The sequence below is a fragment of the Allobosea sp. 05T439 genome, assembly GCF_056396005.1.
Map to the genome: position 1 here is coordinate 15,390 of NZ_JBFTKP010000023.1, position 25,711 is coordinate 41,100.

Annotated in this window: 22 protein-coding genes and 1 tRNA gene; 8 read left to right on the plus strand and 15 right to left on the minus strand. The window is 65.4% G+C overall.

Going from position 1 to position 25,711, the window contains the following annotated elements; translation table 11 throughout:
• Positions 1-476: 476 nt before the first annotated feature.
• Entirely contained in the window at positions 477-3,308 is a 2,832-nt protein-coding gene (gene ppc / locus AC1DIO_RS23015) for a phosphoenolpyruvate carboxylase (RefSeq protein ID WP_476854123.1), read from the plus strand.
• Positions 3,309-3,362: 54 nt separating this feature from the next.
• On the opposite strand, the gene AC1DIO_RS23020 is transcribed toward ppc, so the two are convergent.
• From AC1DIO_RS23020 to AC1DIO_RS23050, 7 genes are all read right to left on the minus strand, one after another.
• Positions 3,363-4,328: a diguanylate cyclase gene (locus AC1DIO_RS23020; protein ID WP_441507878.1), complete on the minus strand. Its 966-nt coding sequence runs from the start codon at positions 4,326-4,328 to the stop codon at positions 3,363-3,365.
• Between the two features lie 70 nt (positions 4,329-4,398).
• A complete protein-coding gene (cheB, locus tag AC1DIO_RS23025; RefSeq protein ID WP_476854124.1) occupies positions 4,399-5,418 on the minus strand; it encodes a chemotaxis-specific protein-glutamate methyltransferase CheB in 1,020 nt (339 codons plus the stop codon).
• Positions 5,419-5,440: 22 nt separating this feature from the next.
• Positions 5,441-7,726, minus strand: a complete 2,286-nt coding sequence (locus tag AC1DIO_RS23030) for a hybrid sensor histidine kinase/response regulator (RefSeq protein WP_441507880.1) — start codon at positions 7,724-7,726, stop codon at positions 5,441-5,443.
• Positions 7,723-8,427 (minus strand): chemotaxis protein CheW, encoded by a 705-nt coding sequence (locus tag AC1DIO_RS23035; RefSeq protein WP_476854125.1) that lies wholly within the window; start codon positions 8,425-8,427, stop codon positions 7,723-7,725. The genes AC1DIO_RS23030 and AC1DIO_RS23035 overlap by 4 nt, the downstream gene beginning before the upstream one ends.
• On the minus strand, positions 8,427-9,680 hold the full coding sequence (locus tag AC1DIO_RS23040; protein ID WP_441507882.1) for a CheR family methyltransferase: 1,254 nt from the start codon (positions 9,678-9,680) through the stop codon (positions 8,427-8,429). Before AC1DIO_RS23040 ends, AC1DIO_RS23035 begins: the two co-directional genes overlap by 1 nt.
• Positions 9,681-9,691: 11 nt before the next feature.
• Positions 9,692-10,156 carry a chemotaxis protein CheW gene (locus tag AC1DIO_RS23045; RefSeq protein ID WP_476854126.1) on the minus strand — a complete coding sequence of 155 codons (465 nt, stop codon included), beginning with the start codon at positions 10,154-10,156 and terminating at the stop codon, positions 9,692-9,694.
• A gap of 129 nt (positions 10,157-10,285) precedes the next feature.
• The gene (locus AC1DIO_RS23050; protein ID WP_441507884.1) at positions 10,286-11,923 is read right to left on the minus strand and encodes a methyl-accepting chemotaxis protein; all 1,638 of its coding nucleotides are present in this window, start codon (positions 11,921-11,923) and stop codon (positions 10,286-10,288) included.
• A 765-nt stretch (positions 11,924-12,688) separates the two neighbouring features.
• On the opposite strand from AC1DIO_RS23050, the gene AC1DIO_RS23055 reads away from it, so the two are divergent.
• Entirely contained in the window at positions 12,689-13,795 is a 1,107-nt protein-coding gene (locus AC1DIO_RS23055) for an efflux RND transporter periplasmic adaptor subunit (RefSeq protein ID WP_476854127.1), read from the plus strand.
• 5 nt (positions 13,796-13,800) lie between these two features.
• The gene (locus AC1DIO_RS23060; RefSeq protein ID WP_476854128.1) at positions 13,801-16,989 is read left to right on the plus strand and encodes an efflux RND transporter permease subunit; all 3,189 of its coding nucleotides are present in this window, start codon (positions 13,801-13,803) and stop codon (positions 16,987-16,989) included.
• A gap of 231 nt (positions 16,990-17,220) precedes the next feature.
• On the opposite strand, the gene AC1DIO_RS23065 is transcribed toward AC1DIO_RS23060, so the two are convergent.
• Positions 17,221-17,311, minus strand: a tRNA-Ser gene (locus AC1DIO_RS23065).
• 92 nt (positions 17,312-17,403) lie between these two features.
• Between AC1DIO_RS23065 and AC1DIO_RS23070 the strand changes: the two genes are divergently transcribed.
• Entirely contained in the window at positions 17,404-17,808 is a 405-nt protein-coding gene (locus AC1DIO_RS23070; RefSeq protein WP_441507887.1) for a hypothetical protein, read from the plus strand.
• A gap of 73 nt (positions 17,809-17,881) precedes the next feature.
• Here AC1DIO_RS23070 and AC1DIO_RS23075 read toward each other — a convergent pair whose 3' ends face one another.
• Positions 17,882-18,862 (minus strand): glycerophosphodiester phosphodiesterase family protein, encoded by a 981-nt coding sequence (locus AC1DIO_RS23075; RefSeq protein WP_441507888.1) that lies wholly within the window; start codon positions 18,860-18,862, stop codon positions 17,882-17,884.
• A gap of 105 nt (positions 18,863-18,967) precedes the next feature.
• Here AC1DIO_RS23075 and AC1DIO_RS23080 point away from each other — a divergent pair, with 105 nt between their 5' ends.
• Together AC1DIO_RS23080 and AC1DIO_RS23085 are read left to right on the plus strand one after the other, a co-directional pair.
• Entirely contained in the window at positions 18,968-19,249 is a 282-nt protein-coding gene (locus AC1DIO_RS23080; RefSeq protein ID WP_441507889.1) for a type II toxin-antitoxin system HigB family toxin, read from the plus strand.
• Positions 19,246-20,391 (plus strand): helix-turn-helix domain-containing protein, encoded by a 1,146-nt coding sequence (locus tag AC1DIO_RS23085; protein WP_476776983.1) that lies wholly within the window; start codon positions 19,246-19,248, stop codon positions 20,389-20,391. The genes AC1DIO_RS23080 and AC1DIO_RS23085 overlap by 4 nt, the downstream gene beginning before the upstream one ends.
• Before the next feature lie 71 nt (positions 20,392-20,462).
• Here the strand turns inward: AC1DIO_RS23085 and AC1DIO_RS23090 are convergent, their stop codons facing one another.
• Complete coding sequence (locus tag AC1DIO_RS23090; protein WP_476854129.1) at positions 20,463-20,693, minus strand: hypothetical protein; 231 nt, start codon at positions 20,691-20,693, stop codon at positions 20,463-20,465.
• Positions 20,694-20,804: 111 nt separating this feature from the next.
• Positions 20,805-21,080 carry a PilZ domain-containing protein gene (locus tag AC1DIO_RS23095; protein WP_441507892.1) on the minus strand — a complete coding sequence of 92 codons (276 nt, stop codon included), beginning with the start codon at positions 21,078-21,080 and terminating at the stop codon, positions 20,805-20,807.
• 242 nt (positions 21,081-21,322) lie between these two features.
• Between AC1DIO_RS23095 and AC1DIO_RS23100 the strand changes: the two genes are divergently transcribed.
• The gene (locus tag AC1DIO_RS23100) at positions 21,323-21,784 is read left to right on the plus strand and encodes a hypothetical protein (protein ID WP_441493055.1); all 462 of its coding nucleotides are present in this window, start codon (positions 21,323-21,325) and stop codon (positions 21,782-21,784) included.
• Between the two features lie 89 nt (positions 21,785-21,873).
• Here AC1DIO_RS23100 and AC1DIO_RS23105 read toward each other — a convergent pair whose 3' ends face one another.
• From AC1DIO_RS23105 to AC1DIO_RS23120, 4 genes are read right to left on the minus strand one after another with little or no spacing between them, the layout of a single operon-like run.
• The gene (locus AC1DIO_RS23105; protein WP_476776981.1) at positions 21,874-22,659 is read right to left on the minus strand and encodes an anti-sigma factor family protein; all 786 of its coding nucleotides are present in this window, start codon (positions 22,657-22,659) and stop codon (positions 21,874-21,876) included.
• On the minus strand, positions 22,646-23,188 hold the full coding sequence (locus AC1DIO_RS23110) for a sigma-70 family RNA polymerase sigma factor (RefSeq protein WP_441507894.1): 543 nt from the start codon (positions 23,186-23,188) through the stop codon (positions 22,646-22,648). The genes AC1DIO_RS23105 and AC1DIO_RS23110 overlap by 14 nt, the downstream gene beginning before the upstream one ends.
• A gap of 39 nt (positions 23,189-23,227) precedes the next feature.
• Entirely contained in the window at positions 23,228-23,563 is a 336-nt protein-coding gene (locus tag AC1DIO_RS23115) for a cupredoxin domain-containing protein (protein ID WP_441493058.1), read from the minus strand.
• Positions 23,564-23,600: 37 nt separating this feature from the next.
• Complete coding sequence (locus tag AC1DIO_RS23120) at positions 23,601-24,557, minus strand: metallophosphoesterase family protein (RefSeq protein ID WP_476854130.1); 957 nt, start codon at positions 24,555-24,557, stop codon at positions 23,601-23,603.
• Positions 24,558-25,018: 461 nt separating this feature from the next.
• Here AC1DIO_RS23120 and AC1DIO_RS23125 point away from each other — a divergent pair, with 461 nt between their 5' ends.
• A complete protein-coding gene (locus AC1DIO_RS23125; RefSeq protein ID WP_476831985.1) occupies positions 25,019-25,648 on the plus strand; it encodes a 2OG-Fe(II) oxygenase in 630 nt (209 codons plus the stop codon).
• The last annotated feature ends 63 nt before the right edge of the window (positions 25,649-25,711 follow it).

The window sequence follows — 25,711 nt, forward strand, 5'->3', positions numbered from 1 at the left end:
TCCTTGGCGCCTTCTTGCGTCGCATCACATCAATTCACTGAGATACGCCTATCGATCAAAATGAACCAGCCCGAACTGTCACTCAATCACAACGGTCGAGAGCGGGAATTTCGGCTCGGTAATTACCACCACAAGTTACCTATAAATTACATTTAAACATAAATATCTTAAAATTTATACGAAAATATACATACATCACTGGCGAAACAATCAACCAATAGATTACATGCAAGCCAACATCGACCCGCCCCTACGGTACTTCTGCAATGCGCAGAGTATTCATCGCCCAGGCATCATCCGCTGGTCCCGACGTCAGCGCGCCGGCGGCCGCGTGGAACCAGCGCTGGGTTGCCTCTGTTTCAGGCAAAGCAATCAGACGAATCGACTTTCGGCGAAACTGGCTGCGCGATCACCTGCCTTGCGTCCGCCGCACGCGTTGCACTGCACAATGAAAGCTTGGCAAGGCAGCATGAGTCATGCTGCCTTGGCCGGGAACGCCACCTGTCGACCCTTTTCCTCGCGAGGCGCCCGTGCCTGTCACCGCCATCGATCCGCGGCCAAATCCAATCGCCGGCCCCGCCGACGCCCAGCCCCTGTTCGAGGATATCCGGCTGCTCGGACAGATCCTCGGCGACACCGTGCGGCAGCAGGAGGGCGAGCAGACCTTCGAGCTGATCGAAGCGATCAGGCGGCTCTCCGTCACCTTCCAGCGCAAGGCCGATGTCGAGGCCGGTCGCGATCTCGATACGCTGCTGGCGCGATTGAGCCCGAAGGAGACCGTTTCGGTCATTCGCGCCTTCACCTATTTTTCGCATCTCGCCAATCTCGCAGAGGATTGCCACCAACTCCGCCGACAGGCCGATCTGGAGGCCGTTGACGCCCATCCCGAGGGCAGCCTGGCGCATAGTTTCGACCTGTTCGCGCAGGCAGGCGTCAGGGCGCCGGCGATCGAGCGCGCCCTCTCGCGCAGCCTGGTGTCGCCCGTGCTCACCGCGCATCCGACCGAGGTTCAACGCAAGAGCATTCTCGATGCCGAGCGCACCATTGCCGAGCTGCTCGCCGCCCGGCCCACCCTGCGCGGCGCGCGCGCCCGTACCCGCAACGAGACGGMGCTGCGGGCCAGCATCGCCCAGCTCTGGCAGACGCGGCTGTTGCGTTACTCCAAGCTCGCCGTGCGCGACGAAATCGAGAACGTGCTGAGCTATTATCGCGCGACGTTCCTGCACGAGATCCCGCGCCTCTATGCCGAACTCGAGGAGCTGCTCGGCGCCCGCGTGCCGAGCTTCTTCCGGATGGGAAGCTGGATCGGGGGCGATCGCGACGGCAATCCCAATGTCACCGCCGAAACCCTGCTGATGGCGGTTCGCCTCCAGGCAGAGACGGCGTTGCGTCATTACCTGACCGAGGTTCATGAGCTCGGTGCCGAACTGCCGGTTTCAAACACGCTGGTCGGCAGCACGCAGGCGCTGCGGGACCTTGCCGATCGCTCGGGTGACGACAATCCCCACCGCGCCGACGAACCCTATCGCCGCGCCCTGATCGGCATCTACGCCCGGCTGGCTGCGACCCTGCGCAAGCTGACCGGCACCGAGGCGCTCCGTCATGCGGTGGCGCCGAGCGCGCCCTATTCAGCGCCCGCGGAATTCGTGGCCGAGCTGCGCATCGTTGCCGACAGCCTGCGATCCCGCCATGGTAGCCTGCTCCTGGGAGCGCGGCTCTCACCCCTGCTGCGCGCGGCGGAGGTTTTCGGCTTCCATCTGGCGAGCATCGATTTGCGCCAGAGCTCGGACAAGCACGAGGCGGTCATTGCCGAACTCCTGGCCACGGCCCGCGTCGAGCCACGCTATGGCTCTCTCACGGAAGACGCCAAGCGCGCCTTGCTGCTCTCCCTGCTGGCCGATCCGCGCCCGCTTCGCGTGCGCAACGCCGCCTACACCCCGCAGACCGAGGGAGAGCTTGCGATCTTCGAGGCGGCAAAACAGGTCCGCGCCGATTTCGGCACCGATGCCATCCGCCACTACATCATCAGCCACACCGAAACGGTCAGCGATCTGCTGGAGGTGGTGCTGCTGCAGAAGGAATGCGGCCTGATGGCGGGCACGCTTGCGCCCGGCGAGGCGACGCAGCCCCGTGTCGAGTTGATCGTGGTGCCGCTGTTCGAGACCATCGGCGATCTGCGCGCGGCCGAGCCGATCATGCGAGGCTTCTACGACCAGCCCGGCATCGAGGCGCTGATCCGCAATTCCAGCGGCGAGCAGGACATCATGCTCGGCTACTCCGACAGCAACAAGGATGGCGGCTACTTCACCTCCAACTGGGAACTCTATCGCGCGTCGACGGCGCTGGTCCGCTTCTACGAGACCAAGCCGGGGCTGACACTGCGGCTGTTCCATGGCCGCGGCGGCACTGTCGGGCGTGGTGGCGGGCCGAGCTATCAGGCCATCCTCGCCCAGCCTTCCGGCACCGTGAAGGGGCAGATCCGCCTGACCGAGCAGGGCGAAGTGATCAATGCCAAATATGCCAACCCGGAGATCGGACGGCGCAATCTGGAAACCCTGCTGGCAGCGACGCTGGAGGCCACCCTGCTGCAGCCGCACAACGAGGCGGCGCCCGAATTTCTCGACACCGCAGCCGAACTCTCCGTGCGCAGCATGGCCGCCTATCGGGCGCTGGTCTATGGAACGGCCGGCTTCACCGACTACTTCTATTCAGCCACGCCGATCACCGAGATCGCGGAGCTGAATATCGGTTCGCGCCCGGCGTCGCGAAAGGCGACGCGCTCGATCGAGGATTTGCGCGCGATCCCCTGGGGTTTCTCATGGGGCCAGAGTCGCTTGGCCCTGCCCGGCTGGTTCGGATTCGGCTCCGCGGTCGAGGGCTTCATCGCCGCCGCGCCGGCCGAGCGCATCGCGCTGCTGCAGCGCATGAGCGCGCAGTGGCCATTCTTCCGCACACTTCTGTCCAATATGGACATGGTCCTGGCCAAGGCCGATCTCGGCATTGCCCGGCGCTACTGCGATCTCGTTCCGGATCGCGAGCTTGCCCAGCGCATCTTCACCGAGATCGAAGCAGAATGGACCCGGACGGTTCAGGCGATCACGACCATTACCGGCGAAACCCAGCGCCTGGCCKATAACCCGGCCCTGGCGCTGTCCATCATCCACCGCTTCCCCTATATCGCCCCGCTCAACCATCTCCAGGTCGAGCTCCTGCGCCGTTGGCGCTCCGGCCAGATCGACGAGAAGGCCCGCCGCGGCATCCTGATCTCGATCAACGGCATCGCTGCCGGGCTGCGCAATACCGGGTGAGCAGCGCGCGTCAGTCCGACAGTGTCGGCCCCGGAAGGTGCCGGGGCGACGACGCTACGGCACCGCGGAGATTTCCGACGAGACCGAACGATCGCGCCCCTCGTTCTTGGCGCGGAAGAGCGCGAGATCGGCGGCATTGACCAGTTTCGCCGGCTCTCCGCCTTCATGAGGCATCGTCGTTGCCATGCCCACACTGATCGTGACCCGGCCCGTGCCGTGCGCGATGTTCAGATCCCGTACGCCCTGAACCAGCCGTTCCGCCACGTATCTCGCGCCTTCCTGCGGCACATCCGTCAGAATGACGACGAACTCCTCGCCGCCGAAGCGCGCCGCCAGATCGGTCGAACGGGTGCAGCCGCCCTGGATCACGTTGGCGACCTGTTTCAGCACTTCATCGCCGGCGAGATGGCCATACGCATCATTGTAGCGCTTGAAGTGATCGACATCGATCATCAGGACAGACAGCGGATGCTGCGTGCGCAGGCAGCGTCTCCACTCCGCCGCAAGATACTCGTCGAAATAGCGGCGGTTCCCGAGTCCGGTCAGCCCGTCGATCCGCGTCAGGCGCTCGAGCTCGAGATTGACCCGCATCAGCTCGCGCTGGCTTTCGCGCAGCGCCCGATAGGCCTCGTCACGCTGGACATGATCGAGATAGGCGCGGGTGTGGTAGCGCACCCGAGCGATCAGTTCGAGCTTGTCGGGGAGCTTGACGAGATAGTCGTTCGCGCCCGCCTGGAAGGCCTCGCTCTTAGTGGCGGGATCTTCCTTGGTCGAGAGAACGATGACGGGAACATTGTGGATCGACGGGTGCTTGCGATACTGCCGCACCAGGTCCAGCCCGTCGACGCCCGGCATGACGAGATCCTGCAGGATCACGGTCGGCTTCACCTGTTCGGCCACCTTGATCGCCGCCAAGGGGTCGGTGCAGTAGTGGAAATCGAGATCGGGCTGGTTGGCCAGCGCCCKCCGCACGGCTTCGCAGACCATGACCTGGTCATCGACGAGCAGGATCATGGACATGTAACTGTCCGCCGGCGGGGGCACGGAAGACATGGTGAGGGTCGGTTCGCCTGTCATCAAGACAACCTCTTCAGAACGACTGACAGCATGCCTCGACAAGGCGTGGCGCAATCGCGGCAAGTGGTAGAATTTCGGAAGCTGCATCGATCGCAGCGGCCGCCTTGGGCATTCCGTAAACGGCGCTCGTCGCCCTGTCCTGTGCCAGGGTCAAGTATTTCCTGTCGCGCAGGAGCTTCAACCCGCGGGCGCCGTCCCTGCCCATGCCGGTCAGCAACACGCCCACCAGATCTCCCTGCCACCATTGCGCAACACTCTCGAAGAACACATCGACCGATGGCCGGTAGACGTAGTCGCGCGGTTCGGACCTATAGCCGAGGTCATGGCCCGATTTGAAGACCAGGTGATCGCCACTTGCCGCGATCAGCACGGTCCCCGGTTCGGGCCTGTCGCCTTCGATGGCGGGGCGCACGGAAAGAGCGGTGTGCTGGCCCAGCCAGCTGGCGAAGCCCGGCACGAATTGGGCATCGAGATGCTGGACGAGAATGAGAGCAGCGCGAAAGCCGCCCGGCAGTCCGGCCAGGAGTGTGGCCACGGCAGCGGGGCCCCCCGCCGACGCACCGATCGCGATCAACTGCTGCGCCKACGGTGCAGCGGTGCGGGCCGGCGCCGTCGTCCGGACGACGGGCGCGACATCACGCGAGAGCCGGCCGATCATCGCGATCCTGGCCAGCAGCGCCGCCGATTGAGCTTGGGCATTGCCGTCGGCCCCCACGCTGGGAATGTCGACCGCGTCCAGCGCGCCATGGCCCATGGCGTCATAGACGCCCGAGACATTGGCATCGACGCTCGCGGTCACCAGCAGAATGGGACAGGGCGTCTCTGCCATGATCCGCTGGGTGGCCGCGACGCCATCCATCTCGGGCATGTTCAGATCCATCAGGATCAGATCCGGCCTGTCGCGTCGGCACGCCTCCACCGCTTCGCGCCCGTTCACCGCGATCCAGGCGACTGCATGCTCGGTTGTCGAAACGACGATGCGCCGAAGCAGCTCGACCGCCATCGGCAGATCATTGACGAGGCCGATCCTCATGAACCTCTCTCCGTGCTGCCGCTCAGCCCCATGCTTCACCGATCAGGTCGGCGACGGCATGGATCAAAGTCTCGTCGTGGAAACTGCCCTTGGTCAAATAATAGTCCGCACCGGCATCGAGCCCGCGGCGGCGGTCTTCTTCCCGGTCCTTGTATGACACGATCATKACCGGCAGGTTCCGAAGCCCGCTATCCTTCTTGATCAGTGTCACGAGCTCGATGCCGTCCATACGGGGCATGTCGATATCGGTGACCACGAGATCGAACGGCTCGGATCGGACGGCGTTCCAGCCATCGATGCCGTCGACCGCGACCTCAACCTCGTAGCCGTGATGATCGAGCAGCTTGCGCTCCAGTTCGCGCACGGTGAGTGAATCGTCGACGACCAGGACGCGCTTGCGCCGCTTCTGGCCAACGCTGGCAACGACGCGCTCCAGGGTCTTGAGCCTGCCGGTCGAGGCGAGCTTCTCCATCGAACGGATCAGATCATCGACGTCGAGGATCAGGACGGGTGAACCATCCTCCATCAGGGCCGCAGCGCTGATGTCCTTGACCTTGGCGAGCCGTGGATCGAGCGGACGGACGACGAGATCGCGCTCGCCAAGGAAGCGGTCGACGACCAGCCCATAGGCCCCGCCCCCCTCGCCGACCACGACGACAGCGAGATCGACAGAACCCGATTGCGGTTCGTCACGCCCCAGGACCTCATGCGCCGTGACCAGTCCGACCTGCCGCTCCTCAAAGCGGAAATGCGGCCTGCCCTCGAGGATCTCGATCCGCTCCCGCGGCAGCATCAGCGTCCGCGTGATCCCGGCCAGCGGAAACGCATAGGGTTCGCCGTCGATCTCGACGAGCAGGGCGCGKATCACCGAGAGCGTCAGCGGCAACTGAAGCTGGAAACGCGTCCCGGCGCCGAGCTCCGACGACACGGTCACCTGCCCCCGGACCTGGCGTGCCATCGCCTGCACGGCATCGAGGCCAACGCCGCGTCCGGAAATGTCACTGACGCTGCCCTTCATCGAGAAGCCAGGCAGGAACAGGAACTCCAGGAGTTCGGCCTCGCTCAGGCTCTGCGCCGTCTCGGCCGTCGTCAGCCCCCGCCTGCTGGTCGCAAGGCGCAGCGCGTCGAGATCGATCCCGCGGCCATCGTCGACAACGATGATCTGCAACAGCCCGGCATTGTGCCGGGCCTCGAGCTTGATCAGGCCTTCTTCCGCCTTTCCTGCGGCCCGCCGCTCCTCGGGAGGTTCGAGCCCGTGATCGACGGCGTTGCGCAGGAGGTGCCCGAGCGGGGCATCGAGTTCCTCGAGGATGTCGCGGTCGATGCTCGTCGAGCCGCCGACGATCTCGAGGCGGACCTTCTTGCCCAGGGTTCGCCCGATATCGCGGACGGTCCGCGAAAAATGCCGGACGCCATCGTCGAAGGGGCGCATCCGGCTGGCGAGCGTCTCGTCATAGAGCCGATTGGCGAGATCGGTGGCGCGCCGGTCGACGGCATCGAGCTCGTCGAGGCGCTGCGCCAGAATAGCCTGGCTTTCCCCGAGCTTGAGCTGAGCCTCGGCGAGCGCCTGCAGGGCCCTGACATCCGTCGTCACCGCCGGCATCGCGGCGCGCAGCGCGTCAAAGCTCTTGGCAAGATCGGTCTGGACGCGCCTGAGGCGCAAGAGCCCATCGTTGAACGGTCTGAGGCGCCGGGCCGACATCAGGGACTCGCCCGCGAGCCCGAGCAGCCGGTTCAGGCTTTCTGCCGTGACGCGCACCATGCGGTCCGACCCCGGGCTTCCCGGCGTCTGGGATAGCGCCGGCGCGGATCCGGCAGCCGGCTCCTGGGCTCGAGCGGGCGGAGCTTCGCTGGAATGATCTCTCTCCGGAGCCGCCGCAGGGAGCTCGTCATTCACGTCCGGCCCCGAAGCCGAGGAGCCAGGCTGCTGAAGCGCCTGCGCGAAGCCTGCGATTCTGCGCTGGATCTCCTCTTCGCCAGGTCCCGGCTCAGTGGCGATCGCGGCCAGCAGATCGACGCCCTTCAGAAGCGCATCGATATGGGCGTGATTGAGCCTGACCTGCCCGCGCTGGGCAGCAACGAAGCACTCCTCCATCTCATGCGCCACCTGCACCGCAGGCGTCAGATCGATGATCCGGGCCGCGCCCTTGAGCGAATGGGCGGCGCGCATGCAGGCTTCGAGATGAACGGCCGCGACAGGATCGCGCTCAAGCGCCAGCAGGCCTGCTGTCAGCGCCTGCGACTGCGAGTCGAGTTCGGCGCGAAACAGGTCCAGCATCGAGAGCTGGCTGAAATCCTCGCCGCTCATGCGATACTCCGGTCGATCATGGCGAGCAGCGGTGCCTCATCGAGGCAGCCGACCGTGCGCCCCTGCCAGGACAGCATGGCCTGGATGACGGTCGAGGCCGATTTGCCGATCGTTGCCGGTACCGCGATCAGGTCGCGCTCCCCATAGGAATGCATGCCGTGCACCTCGTCGACCTCGAAGGCGACGCGCCTCTCATCCCTGCCAATCACGATCAGACGGCGAAACACGGCGATCTTGCCACCGCCTGAACTCTGCCCGCCCGTATTGATGCCGAGGAGCTCCGGCAACGACATGCAGATGAGCAGTTCGCCCCGGACATTGACGATGCCCAGCACTGCGCCGGTCCGGCGATGGGGCAGCGAATGGATGCGGCGCGGCTCCGCGATCTCGTGACAGGTCGTCGTCGGGAGACCGAGCCATTCCTCTTCCAGACGAAAGAGAACGACGCTGCGAGCCCCACCCTCGGCCTCGGGGCGCTCTGCAGCTCTCGCGAAATGCTGTGCCCATTCCTCGGAATAGCCCGCAGGCAAGGGGCGATCGAGCAGACTGCGTGCGATCTCCGCATGGGTCGGGCAGTTCCGACAATGCAGATGCTCCCGCAATTCCGGACAGGACCTGTCCCCGCTGACACCGATCTGGCGCCAGCACTCATTGATGCCCTGTCCCTGCTCCGTCGCTTGCATGCCGGCCGTGACGGACATCAGACGTCACTCCTCTTCGCAATCCGGTCGAGCCGGTCGGTCAGCGCCTTGGCTCCGGCCTTGTCGCCTTGCCGCTGCAGCAGGAGCTTGAGCTGGACGAGCGCCTGACGATGGTCGGGTGCAAGATAGAGTGCCTTCCGGTAATTCTGGATCGCGTCCGACGGCGCGTCATCCGCATCATGGGCGAGGCCAAGCAGGTAGAAGACCTCCGGTGACGGCCCGAATTCCTCGAGATGGCTCGCAGCGGCGCGCTTGACCTCACCGAGGCGGCCGGCATTGGCGGCGTGCTCGATGGTGGCAAGGCTCTTGGCTGCCGGGTCGGGCGCCGGCGAAGCAGCCTCTCCTGGTGCGGTCTTCTGCGCGAAGGGGCGCACGCGCGGAGGCGGCGCGATACGCCGTGGCGCTTGTGCGGGCAGTGGCGTCGGACGCGACCTCCGTACGGGAGCCGCTGCCGGCGCTTGCTGCACAGCGCTTGCCTTGATGAAGGCGAAGGCCCTGGGGAAGCGCACCGAAGCGAAGCCATGCAAGGTCGGCAATCCGGACTCGGCCGGCCCCACCAGCAACAGGCCCTTGTCTGCGAGCATCTGCCTGAGCCGGTCCAGTGCCAGCCCCTGCGTCTCGCGATCGAAATAGATCAGCAGGTTGCGGCAGAAGATGACGTCGTAAGGTTCGGCCCTCGGCTGCGGGACCGGCCCGAGCAGGTTGCCGAGCGTGAAGCAAACCTGCCGGCGGACGCGCTCATGCGGGCGGAAGCCGCCTTCGACCGCATCGAAATGCCGGTCGCGATAGCCGAGTTCCTCGCCGCGGAAGGAGTTGCGCCCGTAGACCGCACGTTCGGCATAGACGAGATTACGCGTGCTCACATCGACGGCGTCGATGCTGAATTCCGTTGCCTCGAAGCCCGCGTCGAACAACGCCATCGCCATGGAATAGGGCTCCTCGCCCGTCGAGCATGGCAGACTCAGAAGTCTGAGCGGCGTCCCGGAACCCCGGCTTTCGCGAGCCTGGCGCGTCATCGCCGCGAAGGCCTCGCGATCCCGGAAGAACCAGGTCTCCGGCACGACGACCGCATCGATCAGCTCCTGACGCTCGGTGCGGTTCTCGCTGAGATAACTCCAATAGGTGTGGAGGTCCGGCATCTCGCAGTCGGTCATCCGTCGCTTGAGCGCATGACGAATTACCGAGGCGCCGACCGTCTCGCTGCTGAGCCCGATCATCTCCCTGAGAAGCTGTTCGAACGCCCCTGTGCCCATGGCCCTGTCCATCAGGAATGCGTCGCGGGCTGCTGGAACAAGATCTCACGGATCGCTGGGGATAGCAGGGCTTCCGCCCGGATCCTCTGGATCAGCCCCTTGTCGTTGGAAGCGACCGGGCCGAGATAGGGAGGCATTCCAGCCTCGACACCCGTGGCCACGAAATCCGCCGGATCGCGCTCGACGGTCTCGATCGCACGCTCGGCAATGAGCCCGAGCAGGGCGTGCTCGCCTGCACCGACCGGATAGCGCACGAGGATGATCCGCGTGCTCAGCAGGGGGGCAGCAGCGCGCCCGAGCGCGAGCAGGCTGAGATCGATCAAAGGCACCGGTGCGCCCCGGTAGTTGATGGCTCCGACGACGCCGACCGGCGCAGCCGGCAGGGCTTTCACGGTGAGCAGGGGCAAGACCATTTCGACCTGCCGGGCATCGAGCAGATAGCGGTCCTGACCCAGGCGGAACATCAGAAACAGCATCGGACGGGGCTCGGCTCGCCTGCTCCTGCGACAGCATCAGACCGGATATCAAATCCGGCCTGATGCTGTCGCACTTTGTCTTTGCATCCGCTTTTACGAAAACCGGTATCCACTTTTCGGGCCGATGCTCTACGCGCGAAGTTTGAAACGCGAGATGCTGCTGCGCAGCCCGCTCGAGACCTGGTTCAGTTCGTCGATCGCGAGCGTGGATTGCTGCAGCGACTCGACCGTCTGCTGGGCGGCTTCGCTGAGCTGCGACAGGGCTTCGCTGATCTGGCCGGCACCGGTTGCCTGCGCCTGCATGCCCTCGTTTGCCACCTCGAAGCGCGGCACCAGCCCCTGCACCTGTTCGATGATCTCCGACAGCTGCCCGCCGACCTGCTGCACCTCCTGCATGCCGCGGCGCACCTCCTCGGAGAACTTGTCCATGCCCATCACGCCGGCTGCGACGGCCGACTGGATGTCCTTGACCATTTGCTCGATGTCGTAGGTCGACACCGCTGTCTGGTCGGCGAGGCGGCGGATCTCCGTCGCCACGACCGCAAACCCCCGGCCGTACTGACCGGCCTTTTCCGCCTCGATCGCGGCATTCAGCGAAAGCAGGTTGGTCTGGTCGGCGACCTTGGTGATGGTGGTGACGACCTGATTGATGTTGCCCGCCTTCTCGCTGAGGATCGCGAGCTTGGCATTGATCGCGCCGGCCGCCTCCATGACGTGGCGCATCGTCGTTTCCATGCGCGACAACCCGGCCTGCCCGCCTCCGGCAAGCACCGCAGTCTGCTCGGCGACCACAGAGACCTCGTCCATGGTGCGCACGAGCTCGTTCGAGGTCGCGGAGATTTCCTTGGCGGTCGCGCCGATTTCCGTCGTCGTCGCGGCGATCTCGCTGGCCGTCGCCTGCTGCTCCTTGGAGGTCGCGGCGACTTCGGTGATCGAGGTGTTGACCTGGATGCTGGATTTCTGAACCTGGCCGATCAGGCCGGCGAGATCGTCGGCCATGGCGTTGACGCCGTCGGCCAGCGTGCTGAACTCATCGCGACGCTGGAGCTCGAGCCGCGCGCTGAAATCTCCGCGGCGCATGAGATCGACGATGCCGAGCAGCTTTCCGAGCGGCACGGTGATGGCGCGAAACAGCAGGTAGCCGCACAGCGCCGCGAGCGCGAGCGCGACCAGGAAACTGACGGCCAGGCCCAACTCCGCCGTACGCACGATCGAGACGATGCGCTGGGTCGATTCATCGGCCTCCGACTTGTTGTACTCGACCATCGCCTGCAGGCTTGTCCGCAGCTTGGCAGCAATCGGCTCGAACTCGCTCCGGACTGCGCCGCGCTGGTCAAGAGCCTGACCGCCGGCCGCAGCCTGTTTGCCTGCGGCCACGATCGCGTCTTCGGCCGGAAAGACCTGGTCGAAAAGCTGTTTGACCAGGGCATAGTTCTGGCGATCCTGCTCGGAGTCGAGCGTGCCTTCATAGGACTTCAGCAGGCCGCGCAGCTGATCGCGATTGGCGAGCATGGCGTCGGCAATCCTGGCCTTGTCCGCGGCCACGTCCTCGAGCACGAATTCGCGCAGGAGGCTGCTGGCCTCCGTCCAGGTCGTCATCAGCCGGGTGCTGAAATAGAGAGCCGGCACCGTGTTGGTTTCGACCCTGGCCGCTTCGCGCTCGGTCTGAACGAACCAGAGATAGGAGATGGCGGCCATCGCCGACATCACCGCCAGGACCGCAGCAAAACTCACGAGAATGCGGCGGCGTATCGTCAGGCTCTTCATCAGGTTCGTTCCATCGTCCAGACACGCATCGAGGAGCAGCGTCGGTTCGACCGGCCGCCGCTCTCTGGCGAGGAGGCCGAATCAACTGTCGTGACAGGCTACCCTGAAGGTGCTTGCTCTCCGGTGAACTGCAGACGCTGCCTGAAGAGCTCTTAAGAAAGCGCTAGATCGATGGCCCAAAGGCGAGTCGAAGACGGCGCCGATGACGGTTGGCGCCGCGCTTGGCTGGCGAGCCTGCCCGCCGCTTCCGTCCGATGCCGTATCGTCACCGGACCCGGAGCGGAAGCAACGCCTGAGAGGTTGCCTGCCTTCGACGAGCCGTCATCGGTTTGCCCTAGCGGCACATACCGATCTCGGTGTGGTGACGAACCATAGGCCGACCGCGCCGACTTACTGTATCGCACTGCGGGTGTTACAGTATCAAAGTTCTAGGCAGAAGCGTTTGGAACGACTGTCAGGACCTATCGAGCATCCCCTTTGCGATGAGGTCACTGGATGACGGCGTCTGCGAGAGTTCTTCGACGGGCGATGTCGCCCTTCGGCCAGCTGTTAGGTCATCGGGCCGAAGCCAAAGGGCAACAGGCGCGCTCTCATCCCGGTCTGCGCGACGCCGATCACGCCTGGCCCCGCCGGGGCAGCGATCAAGATCGGGGATGTCACGCTCGATCGGCATCACACGGTCACTGACGAGATCGGCGAAACCTAGACCCGCTGCGCCATAGAGCGGCCCGGGAAGTGTTCACCACGGCTGGCAGGGAGGCGTCGATGTGGCGGATTGCATATGTGGCGGCTGTCGCCTGCGCCGTTGCCGGGCCGGCCCTCGCACAGACAGGCGAGCCTGCCGCCGTTCAGGTCGGCACCATCAACGCAGAACGCAAACCGATTTCCAAGTCTCTCGGTTTCGTCGGCCGCGTCTCGGGAATCGACAAGGTCGACATCAGGGCCCGGGTCACCGGCTATCTTGAGGAGGTGCTCTTCAAGGAAGGCGACATGGTCAAGGCCGGCGCCCCGCTCTACCGGGTCGAGCGCGACCTCTTCCAGGCAGCGGTCGAGAAGGCGGAGGGCGCGCTCGAGATCAGCAAGTCGGCCGACGCCCTGGCCGCGATCCAGCTCGAACGTGCCCAGGACCTGCTGGCCAAGGCCGCCGGCACCGTCGTGGCGCGCGATCAGGCCGTTGCCCAGAAACAGCAGACCGCCGGCGCGATCATGACCAACCAGGCCGATCTCGCCACGGCGAAAGTCAATCTCGGCTACACCTCCATCACGGCGCCGATTTCCGGCAAGATAGGCCTGACCAATGTCACGAAGGGCAATGTGGTCGGCCCCGACAGCGGCGTGCTGACGACGATCATCAGCCAGGATCCGATGTATGTGACCTTCCCGGTCAGCCAGCGCGAATTCCTCAAGAGCGCCGAAACGGGCAAGCATGTTGATCCCAAGGCGGTCAAGGTGCAGCTCCGCTTCTCCGACGGCACTCTCTACGACCAGCTCGGGCAGATCGATTTTGTCAACAACTCGGTCGATCGTGGCACCGACACCGTGCTCGTCCGGGCGAGGATGCCCAATCCGACCGGCGCTCTGACCGACGGGCAACTKGTGCGCGTCGCCCTGGAGGTCGGCGATCCGCAGCAGATGATCGTGGTGCCGCAGGCAGCCCTGATCGCCGACCAGGCCGGCGTCTATGTCTTTGCGGTCGTGGACGGCAAGGCCGTCGTCAAGCGGCTGAAGCTCGGCGGCGAGGACGGCCCCAATGCCGTCGTGTCCGAAGGCCTGGCCGGCGGCGAGCAGATCATCGTCGAGGGTCTGCAGGCCGTCAGKCCAGGGGCACCCGTCCGGGCACGCCCGGTGCCGGCGATGATCAAGGGAAGCTGAAGCCCATGATCTCCGCGATCTTCGTTGATCGGCCCCGCCTCGCCATCGTCATCGCCATCGTCACCACGATCGCCGGCCTGCTCTCGCTGCTGGCGATTCCGGTCGCGCAATACCCCGACATCGTGCCGCCGCAGGTCTCGGTGACGACGGTCTATCCCGGCGCATCGTCCCAGGTCGTCGACGCGACGGTCGCGCAGCCGATCGAGGCCCAGGTCGTGGGCGTCGACAAGATGATGTACATGAAGAGCGTCAGCGGCAACGACGGCAGCTACACGCTGCTCGCCTCGTTCGAGCTCGGCACCGATCCCGATATCAACGCGGTCAACGTCAACAACCGCGTTCAGATCGCCCTGTCGAAGCTGCCGCAGGATGTCCAGCGCCAGGGCGTCACGGTCAAGAAGAAGTCCTCGGCCCTTCTCGGCGTGCTCGCCGTCTATTCGCCGAAGCGCACCTATGATCCGCTCTTCCTGTCAAATTATGTCACCATCAACATGCTCGACCGGATCAAGAGCACGCAGGGCGTCGGCGATGCAGCGCTGTGGGGCGCGCAGGATTATGCGATGCGCGCCTGGATCAAGCTCGACGAACTGACCGGACTCAACCTGACGACCGGCGACCTCATCGCCGCCATCCAGTCGCAGAACGTGCAGGCCGCCGTCGGCCGGATCGGCGGACGGCCGATCTCCGACGACCAGCAGCTTCAGCTCAGCATCCAGACCAAGGGACGGCTGGCCACCACCGAGGAATTCTCCAACATCATCCTGCGCACGAACCCGGATGGTTCGGTGCTGCGGCTCGGCGACGTCGCGCGACTGGAGCTCGGGGCCAATAATCTCGACCGCGACACCCGCCTCGGCGGCAGCCCGGCAGCCGTGATCGCGCTCTACCAGGCGCCCGGCGCCAACGCGATCACCACGCTCGATGCCGTCCGCGCCCAGGTCAGGGAGCTCGCCAAGAGCTTTCCCGAAGACCTGGAATGGAAGGTGACCTACGATCCGACGGCCTTCATCACCGCAACCATCGACGAGGTCAAGAAGACGCTCGTCGAGGCCTTCGTGCTCGTCGTCATCGTCGTCTATCTGTTCCTGGGCAGTTTCCGCGCGACGCTCATCCCGACGCTCGCGGTGCCCGTCAGCCTGATCGGCGCGTTCATCGTCCTCAACGCCATCGGCTACTCCGCGAACTCGGTTTCGCTGCTGGCCGTCGTGCTCGCCATCGGCATCGTCGTCGATGACGCGATCGTCGTGGTCGAGAATGTCGAACGCGTGATGGAGGAGCGGCCGGAGCTCACGCCGGGCGAGGCGACGAAGGTCGCCATGCGGGAAATCACCGCGCCGATCATCGCGATTACGCTCGTTCTGCTCTCCGTCTTCGTTCCCGTCGCCTTCATTCCCGGCATCGCAGGCGAGCTGTTTCGCCAGTTCGCCGTGACGGTCGTCGTCGCCATGGTGCTGTCGGCGATCAACGCGCTCACGCTCTCGCCGGCGCTGTGCGGTGTCCTGCTCAAGCGCCATCACGGCCCAAGGCGCGGCCTGATGGGCTATGTGATGCGCAGCATCGACCGGGTCCGCGACGGCTATGGCGCGGTGGTCGCGCGCATCGTCCGCTTCTCCGTGATGGGCCTCGTCCTCGTCGCCATCGCGGCGGTGGGTATTGGCGGCCTCTCGAAATTCACCCCCACCGGCTTCCTGCCCGAGGATGACCAGGGCGCCTTCTTCGTGGTGGTCCAGTTGCCGGACGGCGCTGCGGTCGGGCGCACCTCGGCCGTGGTCCAGCAAGCCGAGGAGATCCTCAAGGGCGAGGCGACGGTCGCCGACTACACCTCCGTCGTCGGCCTCAACTTCATCGACAATTACTCGCAGGCGAACTCCGCCTTCATGGTCGTGACGCTCAAGCCGTTCAGCGAGCGTCAGGGGGCCGATCTCGGCGTGCCCGCCATCATGCGCCGGCTGGCGCCGAAATTCGCGCAGGTCCAGGGCGGCACCGTGGTGCCGCTCGCGCCACCGCCGATCATCGGCCTGGGAACCGGCGGCGGCTTCACCTATGTGCTGGAGGATCTGCGCGGCGGCGACCCCAAAACCCTGGCACAGGTGGTCCGCGGCCTGACCATTGCCGCCAACCAGGACCCGCGACTGTCGCGGGTGTTCAGCACCTTCTCGGCGACCACGCCGTCGATCTATCTCGATATCGACCGCAACAAGGTCCAGATTCTCGGCGTCAAGCTTCAGGATGTGTTCCAGGCGCTGCAGGCCTCGCTCGGCGGCTACTACGCCAACGACATGAACCTGTTCGGCCGGACCTGGCAGGTGCAACTCCAGGCCGAGGCCGTCGACCGCGCCTCGATCGACGACATCTACCGGATCAATGTCCGCAGCGCCGACGGCAAGATGGTGCCGCTGCGCAGCCTCCTGGAGATCCACGTCGTCGTCGGTCCTCCCGCGCTGATCCGCTACAACAACCTGCGGGCCGTCACGATCCAGGGCGGCCCGGCGCCCGGCGTCTCCTCGGGAGAGGCGCTCAACGCCATGCAGGAGGTCGCGGCCCGCGTGCTGCCCGCGGGCTATGCCGGAGAATGGACCGATACCGCCTTTCAGGAGAAGCGGGCCGAGGGCAAGACGCCGATCATCCTCGCCTTCGCCGTGCTCTTCGCGTTCCTCTTCCTCGTCGCGCTCTACGAGAGCTGGACGATTCCGGTGCCCGTACTGCTTTCGGTCTCGATCGGCATTCTCGGCTCCTTCGCCTTCATGGTGCTCGGGCACCTGACACTCGATGTCTATGCCCAGATCGGCATGATCGTGCTGATCGGCCTTGCCGCGAAGAACGGCATCCTGATCGTCGAGTTCGCCAAGGAGCAACGCGAGAGCGGGGTTCCGCTGCTMGAGGCCGCGGCGGAAGGCGCCCGGCTGCGCTTCCGCCCGGTGATGATGACCTCCTTCGCCTTCATCCTCGGGCTGCTGCCGCTCGTCATCGCCACTGGCGCCTCGCAGCTCGCCCGGCGCAATGTCGGCACGCCGGTCTTCGGCGGCATGATCTTCGCCTCGCTGCTCGGGATCTTCGTGATCCCGCCGCTCTACGTCTTCTTCCAATCGATGCGGGAACGCCTGCGCCCCTCGACGCGGCCGAAGCCGATCGCAGAGGCGGCGACACCGCAGGCTGGCGAAGCGGTGGCCAAGCCGCATAGTCCTGCAGAATAGGGTCTGACGCGGTGGGCGTTCGGACCGGGATGTGCGACGGTGACCGTCGAGGGGGCTGCAATCCGACCGAGCGACAAGACACTCCTTCGGGGCGATGTTGGGCAAGACGCGAACGCGGCCGGAATCGATTGTGGCCCCGGATAGAGCGTCCTCGCTCGAACGCGCCCGACACCTGTGACCCGGCCGCGCCGAAGGAATTGGCCTAGCGACGCGATTTCAAGAGGTTAGAAGTGGCGGAGACGGAGGGATTCGAACCCTCGATACCCTTGTGGGGTATGCTCATTTAGCAAACGAGTGCCTTCAGCCTCTCGGCCACGTCTCCGTTACCGGCTCTATGCCCGATTGCCCGGCGCTTTGACAAGCCGTCAGTGTGAAAGATTATCAGCCATCTTCACCGGGCTGAGGAAATCGCCGATGCACGCTGCCCTGAAAGTGATCGTGTCGCCCGCGCGCGGAGGCAGCCGCCTGCGCTGTCTTGGGGCCGGGCTCGCCCTCCTGGCTGCTGCCGCGATTCCGCCTCCGGCAGTGGCCCAGGCGCTGTTCGTGGCCTGCGACAATGGTTTGCGCTGCGTGCAGGCGCCCTGCCCTTCGAAGGATGTCGTTCTCGTGCCGTCAGGCCGGCGCTATGCGAAGACCGATCCCGACCTCTCCAGCCTGCCGGCCGCGGATGCTGCGCGCCGCGACCTCACCAGTGGCCTCTATTCCGGGCGTCTCGTCCTTTCCGGCACAGTGGAGGACGGACCGCCGGTGCGAATCACGGCGACGAAGATCCTTCGCCGCGCGACTGCGCATGAGGCTGCCCTCTGCCGGCGCCGCTGAAGCATCGGCCGGAAAAGTGGATTGCGGTTTTCGGGAAAGCCGATGCAATCACAGATGATCTAAGGACACGCCGTCAGCGCGTCGGCTTCACTGCGCCGGCAATCACGGCGATCTCGTCGGTCCAGATCCCGCCTGAATAGCCCGCGGGCAGACGGGACAATTCGGCGAGCGTATCCAGGCCCGTCGAAAAACCGCCGCCCTGATAGGGGCCGAGCGCGAAGACCTGGGTGCCGGCGCTGTCGAGACGGTTGAGGAAGCGGTTTGGCCAGCCCCAGAGCCATGGGGCGATGTTGATTGGCACCAGGACGATCGTTCCCCGGCAGATCTCGGGCATCACGCCGGTCCAGCCATAGGCGACATAGCGCGTCAGGCAGCCGATCTGCGTGCTCCTGGACATGGCCGGGATATCCGGTCGGAGGCGCCGCAGCGTCTCGACCGGCTCGTCGCCGCCATAGACGATCAGGCGCGCACGGGCCTTAGGCGGCAATGCCCCCAGGACTGCGGCGAGCTTCTCGCCCTCGTTCCTGTCCCGGCTCTTCACATTGATGGCGAAGCGCCGCCCGGGAAAAGCTGCAAAGACCTCGTCGAGCGTCGGCATCATGCCGATGCCCTTCCCGCGCAGCGGATGGGTCCTGCCACCATCGGCGGTATAGCCATAGCCGACATCGAGCGCCTTCAGCTGCGCCATCGCGTGCTCCCGCGTGACACCCTCGCCGTTCGTCCGACATTCCAGGGTCCAGTCGTGGAAGACCGCGAATTGGCCGTCGGTGGTCGGGTGCACGTCGAGCTCGACGATATCGGCGCCGGCCTCAAAGGCTGCCCGCATGGATGGCAGCGTGTTCTCGATGAAGTCATGGCGCGGCGGCAGCATGCGCGCGGCGCTGCAGACATCGGAGCGCAGGTCGGTCTTGTCGTAGAGCTGGGTGATGCCGCGATGGGCGAGCAAGGTCGGCCGGCCCTGCGGCCGGGAGGCCAGGAGACTGCTGTTGCTGATCAGGATGAAGAGCGTGAGGAGAAAGAGCGCGGCGAGCGCAAGGCGTGGGAGACGGCGCATCACTTCATCCTTTGAACCGCGGGCGCGAGCGCCTATCAATGTTCCCGAAAACGGGAGCATGAGAGCAATTGCTCCCAATTATGGGAACATTATGATCGCACCAGCATGATCGTCATCGGAGCCTCGGCCCTGGCCGAGTATGGCGAGGCGCACCCACAGGCCGGCTCTGCTCTGCGCGCCCTGAATGCGCTGCTGCGGCAGGCGAGCTGGCGGGCGCGCGACGAGATTGCGCGCGATTGCGGCGCCGTTGCCCGCTTCGTGAGCGAGGATGCGGTTGCGCTTGCCTTGCCGCATGTCGGCTGCAGCGTTGCCTTCAGGGTCAATTTCGAGCTGGGCGTGATCCGCATCACCGCGGTCACCGCCCTCAACGAGGAGGACGCAAGGTGAGGGAGCGCGAAACCCTTCCCGTCAGGCCGATCAGGAGCGAAGCGGATCATCACGCGGCGCTGGCCGAGATCGACCGGTTGTTTGCCGCGGAGCCGGGCTCCGCGGCGGCCGACCGGCTCGAGGTTCTGTGCCTGCTGGTCGCCGATTACGAGCGCAAGACCCATCCGATCGCGTCGCCGGACCCCATCGCCTATCTGACGCTCGCGATGCAGGCCAAGGGGCGGACGCAAGCCGACCTCGCCGAGCTCCTCGGCTCGCGCTCGCGCGCTTCGGAGGTCCTGAACCGGCGGCGGCATCTCTCGGCCGAGATGATCGCCAAGCTCGGCGAAGCCTGGGGCGTGGCGAGCGAGCCGCTCTCGGTGCCCTATGCGGTGGCGGGCAGCATCAAGCGCACCGCGCTGCGCGGCGCAGCCCTGCTCGGCCTCCTCGCGGGCCTGAGCGCATCGGCGATCGGCGGCCTGTTCTGGGCTCACGGCGGGGACCTGCCGAGCACGGCCGAGATCGCAGGCTATGTACCGCCCGATCTCGAGCGCTACGGCCGGGATGGCGGCCTGACGGCGTATCGCCGGCCGGTGCCGCTCGCGACCATCCCGCCCCATGTGGTGAAGGCCTTCCTCGCGGCGGAGGACCAGGACTACTACCGCCATGGCGGCTACAGCCTGCCGGCCATCCTGCGGGCCTCAGCCCAGAACCTCGCGAGCCTGGGCGAGAGCCGGACGCCGGCAGGCGCCGCAACCATCACCCAGCAGCTCGCCAAGAACCTGCTGCTGCCGGGCCAGCCGCCCTCGCTCGCCCGCAAGGTGAAGGAGATCGTCCTGGCGAGCCGGATCGAGGACGCTCTGAGCAAGGACCGGATCCTCGAACTCTACCTGAACCAGATCTATTTCGGCGGCTACGCCTATGGCATCGCGGCGGCCTCGGCCCAGTATTTCGGCAAGAGCCCGGCCGATCTCAGCGTCGCGGAAGCCGCCTATCTCGCCGCCCTGCCCAAGGCGCCGAACACCTACCGGCTCGACATCGCCGACAACCGCGGTCGCGCCAAGGAGCGGCGCGACTGGGTGCTCCGACGCATGGCCGATGACGGACTGATCACGGCCTCCGCAGCCCAGTTCGCCCAGGCCGAGCCACTGATCGGGCCGTGAAATCGACAGACCTCAGCCTGCGATGGCGCTCACCGTCCTTGCTCCGGAGCGGCGCAGCGTCAGGATTCAGGCTAGTGGGAGATCGGCACCGTCGCCAGGAACTGCTCGACCGCCAGAGGCACGATATCGACATCGGGCTGCGCACTCGACAGCCCGGCAACGATATGGCCGAGCCACAGCCTCATGCTCTCGCTGCTGGCGGCCTGGAAACAGAGTGACGGCTCGATATGAGCCCAGGCGATCTCAAAGKCCTCGCGCGCTGTTGCGAGTTCGAGGAGTTCGGGAAGGGAGCTGAACGGCATCGGGCACCTCCGGCACCCGCGAAACTCAGCATCGAACCCGACCTGCGGCAAGATGACGAATTCCGACCCAGGGCCCCCGCCTCTCGCAGAATGCCACAGCTCTCGCAGCGTTCAGTCGGGGCGCTCAGTGTCCGCGATGAAGGTCGCGCCGATCGAGTGCTGGCTGCGCCAGGCGATCCGCACGCAGCTGTTGATGTGCAGGGCCGGAGCGATCAGCCTGAAGACGTCTGGCGCCTCGAACCCCATCGGCACGCGCAGCTTGACGCCGGACACCGAGACATCGCGGATAATGCAGGGAATCTCGTTGTTCTGGCCGGGAAGCCGGATTCGCGCTTCCTGCACAACCTTCTTGCGGTGGTGGCGGCGCTCTTCAGTCTGACCCGGCAATTCGCAAATCCCCGCCACGATCGATCGGTTCAAGTCTATCTGGAACCTGCGCCCGGCACGTTAACCGATGACGTACAGCCCGCGAAGAGTCCGGGCAAGCTTGCCGGACCATCCGGGCCGCCAACCCACAATGAGTTGATCGACTTCCACATGACAGGCCAGCATGGATGGGCGGCGACGCGAAGCCACCGGAGCGCCATGGCTCGATGGGCGTGAGCGATTGCCGTGGAGGAGAAGAGATCATGCGCCATTCTCTCAAGCTGAAATCGCTTCTCATGCTCTTCGCCCTCCTAGCGAGCGTCGTGGCGCCCCTGCCCAGCCTGGGCACGGCCGAAGCGCAGGTCCGCTCCTCCAGCTCGCCGCAGATATCGGGGCAGACTGTCCGCAGGGGCCACCATTCCAGCGCCCAACGGCCCGGCAACGGGGCGCATGTCAGCCGGCCGCAGCACCGTCCGTATAAGCGCCCGTCGCATGTCCATCGGCCGAGCCCGCAGGTCCGGCATCATCGCCCGGGGCCTGTGACCGTCGTTCACCCGCGGCGTCACTGGCATCGCGGCGGAGCGGTTGCAGCGGGGGCGGCGCTCGGCTTCATCGCCGGGGCAGCGGCTGTCTCGCTCGCCGGCCCGGCGCCGCGCGCGGGCTATTGCTGGTACTACACCACGCCCCAGCGCATGACCGGCTTCTGGGACTGGTGCCCCCGCTGAGCGGGTGCCTCGCTCCAGCCGAATGCCCAAGGTTACGCGCCGGAAGAGCTCGGGACCATCACCTCGGAAGCGGTGAGCGATGCCGGTGGTCACCCCTTTTCGGCGGCGCGCGCCTGGAACAGCCGCACGAAGGCATCGAGCTCCGCCCGCTCCAGATCGGAGATCGCCCAATAGGTGAAGGCGCGATCCTCCCAGGTCACCAGTGAAAACCCCCGTGCCGAGCTGCCGCTGGGCCCGGCGGGCGGCTGGGACGAGACAGCGCGCGGCAAGGCGACGACCGAGATCAGATGCTCATTGTGGCGGTAGACGAGGGTCGGCGCGACGTGATTGCCGATGACATCGATGCGTGCGCCGACGAGGGGAAAACCATCCCGAGCAAAGTCGTCGGCCGGCGGAGACAGGCCGATCTTGGCGTCAAGCCATGGCTTGACCTGGTGTCGATCGGACGAGGCCATGTCGACCGGAGTGGGTGCGATGAGGGCCCGGCGGTGACTGCTGGCGATGTCGCCCGCCATATCCTCCGGCGCCACTCTCGACACGCCCCAATAGGTTCCGCCCCCGGCCAGCAGGCTGGCGATCAGAGCGGTTGCGGCCAGTGCGCGCCAATCGAAACTGCGAGCCGGCCGCGCCGATGCATCGGCGCCGATCGCAATGACACGCTTGCGCAGCTCGGCACTGGGCTCCGGCCGGGGCAGCTGCCGCATCGCGCTGCGCAGGGCAACGATCCGCGCCCTTTCCGCCGCGAGGGGCGGATCGGTTGCGAGGCGGCGCTCGAGCGCAGATGCACTGGCCGCATCGAGTTCGCCATCGACGAGAGCGTGCAGAAGCAGCCGCGCTTCGCCTGGATCGATGGGCTGGCCGTCACGCTCGGTCATTGCGTCCCCCAAGCTGGCGGATCAGGATCGTGCGGGCTCGCGACAGGCGGGACATGACGGTGCCAATCGGCGCCGAAATCAGATCGGCGATCTCGCGATAGCCCAGCCCATTGATATCGCGCAGCACGAGAACCTCGCGGAACGGCGGGGGCAGCGCTGCAATCGCCGCTTCGATCTCTGCCGCGTCGGCGCGGGCGATCATGGCCGCCTCCGCATCGTCATCGCCTGATGGGCCAGAAGCCAGGAGATCCGCATCCGTGACCTCGTCGAGCGGCACGAGCATCGGCCCGCGATTCCTGGCGAGCCATGTGTGACAGGCATTGCGCACGATCGCGAGAAGCCAGGCGCGAGCGCTGCCGCCTGCATAGGTTCCGATCCCGGCATAGGCGCGAAGGCAAGCCTCCTGGACGACGTCTTCTGCATCATGTGCATTGCCCGTGAGCCAGCGGGCGAAGGCCAGCGCATCCGCAAGATGGGGCAACACCACCTCGCGAAACCGTTCGGCGGAAGGGTCGCCGCTTGCTGCCACTGTCGGCTCGCCGTCTGGACACCCGGCCACAAGGTCCGATCAGCGGGAAACGCGGATCTTTCCCTGCATATGCGGATGAAGGCTGCAGAAATACGAAAACTCCCCCGGCAGGGTGAAATCATACGCGAAACTGTCCTTCGTATCGAGCGCGCGGGATCTGAACGAGCCGTCACCCGCGACAACCAGATGCGGTTCGTCATCCTCGTTCCGGAACGTGACCGTCGTTCCGGCTTTCACGGTGAGGTCCGGCGGAACGAAAGCGAAGTTGGAGATCCTCACCAGCGCCTCCTCCGCCCCCGCGGGACGGGATGCGGCGAGGACCGACAGGACGATGATCGCGCCCGCAGCCCAGAGGGGCCTGTGCCTGCAAGTCATGTCGCTCTCCCGATTGCACGGTTACGCCATCCCTCGTTCAGCCGCGCGCGAGCGTGCTGTCGATGATCGCCAGATCGTTTGCGCCCGGGCGAATGGCGACGCTCGTAATGCCGAGGAACTTGCGCAACTCGCCAGCCGGGACGGTCAGGGGACCGGGCGAGGAGGCGGTCCCCGGCGCCGGCTGCGGAAAGGCCGTGGACCTTGCAGTGTGAAAGGTCACATTGCCTTCCACCTTCTGCATGATCTGGTGGATATGGCCGTTGAGGATGGTGACGGACCCGAAGGGCTTGAGCAGCGCAAGCGCCTGCGTGCTGTCGGCGGTGCCCCAGCCCCAATCGGCATAGACCGTCCAGAGCGGGATATGCGCGAAGACCACGATGGGAGCCGAGGCGCTGCGGCCGCGCAAATCGTCGGCGAGCCATTTCAGCTGCTCCGGCCCGAGCTGGCCGAGCCCGCCGGCCTTGAGGTTMACGACGTTGACCAGGCCGATGAAATGCACGCCGCCTTCGTCGAAGGAATACCATCCGGCGCCCTGCTTGCCCTTGCCGTACCGCTCCGAATAGGCCTGTCCGTTCCCCTCGTCGATCACGTCATGTTCGCCAGGCACGTAGTGAACGTCGAGCCTCGCGCCGCCGATGACACGCGCCGCATCATCGAATTGAGCGGCCGTGGAGAGATGCGTGATGTCGCCCGTGTGGATCATGAAGGCGGGCTTGGCCGGGAGCGCCCCGATCTGGGCGATGGCCTCGGTGAGCGTGTCGAGAGCATGCGGGTTCGCGGCCTTGTCGAAGCCGACATGGCTGTCGGATATCTGCAGGAAGGTGAACCCCTTGGTGACCGCTTCTGCCGCCTCGGCCTTGCCGAGCAGGCCCAGCKAGACCGGCACCCCGCTCGCAACCGTCCAAAGCACGCCGGTTCCGGCCCAGATCATGCATTCGAGCGTCTCGCGGCGGGTGGTGTCAGGCCGCCCATTGTCGATCCGATGATGTGTCATGGTCGATCTCCCAGGAACGCAACCACGCTGCGTTCATTGAGGAGACAGCTCTGCAGCGCCGTTTATTCCCGAACCTGCGAATTTTCGTCATCGGCTTTGCGCAACGGCGTCCGCGGCATGCGCGAGGCCCGAATGCGCACGGGATGCAGGAGGGGTTCGCGCACCCTGATGTCATTGCCTGGGATAATGGGCCGGAACGAAGCAGAAGGCGGGCCTCGCCTCCTGCAATCGCAGCGCCGACACAATGCGAATTCTCGCCCGCCGAACGGTTTCGCCGTGGACGATGCAAGCAATCTTGCATCGTGGAGGCTCGCATGTATGGATAAGATACGATTTCGGCTGCTCGATTCCTGTCTGCAAGCCTTGGCTCCTTCTCCAGCGCGCGCAGGCACGGTCAGCAGCTCTTACATGTCTACCACCGGTCGAAATTACCGAATGTAATTTACTAAGGGACCACGGCTTTGGCTCTCAAGCTACTCAATGCAGATGCGATCCGCGACAGTGCGTTCTCACTGCAGCCTTATCCGCATTTCCTTGGTGAGAACTTTCTCAGGCCTGAGGCCATCCCCGATATACGTCGGGATTACCCGACCATTACGAAGCCTGGCTATCTGACCGTCGACGATATCGAGCTGGCGGGAAGCTTTAAGCAGCTGATCGATGAAATGGAGAGCCCGGACCTCACCGAGGTGCTTTCGCAGCGCTTTGGAAAAGACCTCCACGCCTTTCCGCGCCTGACCACTGTGCGAAAGCTCTCGCAGGCCAAGGACGGCCGCATTCACACCGATGGCCCGAGCAAGGTCATGACCGTGCTGCTCTATCTGAACGACGACTGGTCCCCGGCTTCGGAAGGCCGGTTGCGCGTGCTCTATGACGGCACGAATTTCGAGCCCTTCGCCTGCGAGGTGCCTCCGACGATGGGCGCCGTTTTCGGCTTCCTGCGCTCCGACAACTCCTGGCACGGCCACAAGCCCTTCGCGGGCGAGCGGCGTGTCGTTCAGACGGCGTGGATCACCGACGCATCCGAACTCGAGCGCAAGAAGAGCAGAAACACGGTCGCGAAGTTCTTCAAGAGCATCTTCGGCCGCTAGATTCCATGTGGAAGGCCCACTCGGCAGACCGGCGCAGATTTTGCGCCGGCCTTGCGCGGGCCA